The organism is Pseudomonas sp. EGD-AK9 (genome assembly GCF_000465935.2).
Lineage (GTDB): Bacteria > Pseudomonadota > Gammaproteobacteria > Pseudomonadales > Pseudomonadaceae > Aquipseudomonas.
On record NZ_AVOF01000430.1, the window covers coordinates 1 to 2,340 of the forward strand.

Here is a 2,340-nt window from a genome sequence, read left to right on the forward strand (position 1 = left end):
GCAGCGCCCGGCGCTGCTGCTGATGAGCGGCGACCAGGTCTACGTCGACGATGTCGCCGGGCCGATGCTGTGCGCCATCCACCAGCTGATCGCCCGCCTCGGCCTGTTCGACGAGCGCCTCGAGGGCGCGGTGGTCACAGGCAGCCAGGCGCTGTACGCCGACCCGGTCGGCTACTACCGGCGCGCCGAGCTGCTGCCGGCGCTGAAGAGCAACCAGACCCTGCGCGACAAGTTCTTCGGCGGGGTGGAGAAGCCGATCTTCACCAGCAGCAACGCCGACAACCACCTGGTGACCTTCGCCGAGATGATCGCCATGTACCTGCTGGTCTGGTCGCCCGTGCCCTGGAGCCTGATCGAGGAAGAGCAGCCGCCGCTGGACGCCGAGCAGCAGCGCCGCTACGCCGAGCAGCGGCCGTGCATCGCGGCCTTCCGCCAGTCGCTCGGCCAGGCGGCACGGGTGCTGGCGCACCTGCCGACGCTGATGATCTTCGACGACCACGACGTCACCGACGACTGGAACCTTTCCGCGCGTTGGGAGCAGACCGCCTACGGCCACCCCTTCTCCAAGCGCATCATCGGCAACGCCCTGCTCGCCTACCTGCTGTGCCAGGGCTGGGGCAACGACCCGGACGCCTTCGCGGAGCCGCTGCACGCCTGCGGCGAGCTGCTGCAGCAGCGCCAGGACGACCAGCTCGACGCCCGGGCGCAGGACGCGCTGATCGACGCCCTGCTGCAGTTCCAGCACTGGCACTACGTGCTGCCGACCACCCCGGCGCTGCTGGTGCTGGACACCCGCACCCGCCGCTGGCGCAGCGAGGGCCGCCTGTCGCGGCCGTCCGGGCTGATGGACTGGGAGGCGCTGTGCGAATTCCAGCAGGCGCTGCTCGATCACCCGGCCTGCATCATCGTCTCGCCGGCGCCGATGTTCGGGGTCAAGCTGATCGAGGGCATCCAGAAGCTGTTCACCTATGCCGGCCACCCGCTGCTGGTCGACGCGGAGAACTGGATGGCCCACCGCGGCGCGGCCAGCGTGATGCTCAACATCTTCCGCCACTCGCGCACGCCGGGGGATTTCGTCGTGCTCTCCGGCGACGTGCACTACTCCTTCGTCTACCGCGTGAGCATCCGCCACCGCCGCGCCAGCCCGACCATCTGGCAGATCACCAGCAGCGGCATCAAGAACGAGTTCCCGCCGCGCCTGCTGGACTGGTTCGACCGCCTCAACCGCTGGCTCTACGCGCCCTGGTCGCCGCTGAACTGGCTGACCAAGCGCCGGCGCATGCGCGTCAGCCCGCTGATCCCCGAGCGCAGCCGCGCCGGCGAACGCCTGTGGAACGGCGCCGGCCTCGGCCAGGTGTTCTTCGACGAGCAGGGCCGGCCCGAGCGCATTCTCCAGCTCAATGCCGACGGATCAACGCCGGTGGCCTTCGTCGCCGAACGCGACGAGCCTCAGCCGCGCGAGATTCCCGCCAGCCCGTAAGAGCCTGTTCAAAGGCTCGCGAGCTAGAGCAATGCAATACCGATGGCGGCCCCGCAAAAACAGGCGAGGATCGGTCGGAGTCGCGGGCGACTGTACTTCTGTACATGAGCATTACTCGTTGCACTCGCCCTTCGGGCCGCGCTGAAGCGCGTTAGCCGCAAGCGGCTTGCCGAGCCTGTTTTTAACGCAGCAGTGCCGACGCGCAGCAGACTTTGAACAGGCTCTGAGGCCTCACTGCGCCAGCCAGCCGCCGTCGATGTTCCAGGCCGCGCCGCGCACCTGCTGCGCCGCCGGGCTGCAGAGGAACAGCGCCAGCTCGCCCAGTTGCTGCGGGGTGACGAAGGCCTGCGACGGCTGCTTCTCCGCCAGCAGCGCCGTGCGTGCCTGCTCGGGTGACTCGCCGGCGGCGATGCGCGCGTCGATCTGCCGCTGCACCAGCGGGGTGAGCACCCAGCCGGGGCAGATGGCATTGCAGGTGACGCCGCTCAGGGCGGTTTCCAGCGCCACCACCTTGGTCAGGCCGAGCACGCCGTGCTTGGCCGCGACGTAGGCCGCCTTGCCGAGGGAGCCGACGCTGCCGTGCACCGAGGCGATGTTGACGATGCGCCCCCAGTCCTGCGCGCGCATGTCGGGCAGGGCCAGGCGCGTGCAATGAAATACCGCGCTGAGGTTGAGCGCGAGGATCGCGTCCCAGCGCTCGGCCGGGAAGTCCTGCAGCGGCGCGACGTGCTGGATGCCGGCGTTGTTGACCAGGATATCGACCCGGCCGAACTCGCGGCGGGCGTAGTCGAACAGCGCTTCGATCTGCGCCGGGTCGGCGAGGTCGGCGGCGTGGTAGCCGATGCGCCCGTCGTGGCGGG

Annotated in this window: 2 protein-coding genes; one reads left to right on the forward strand and one right to left on the reverse strand. The window is 69.5% G+C overall.

Translation table 11 applies throughout. The features are described 5' to 3' along the window. A partial coding sequence (locus N878_RS29085; protein ID WP_021444970.1) for a hypothetical protein occupies window positions 1-1,480 on the forward strand: 1,480 nt, incomplete at its 5' end. A gap of 231 nt (window positions 1,481-1,711) precedes the next feature. On the opposite strand, the gene N878_RS18005 is transcribed toward N878_RS29085, so the two are convergent. Then, on the reverse strand, window positions 1,712-2,340 hold a 629-nt coding region (locus tag N878_RS18005; protein ID WP_021444971.1), incomplete at its 5' end, for a 3-hydroxybutyrate dehydrogenase.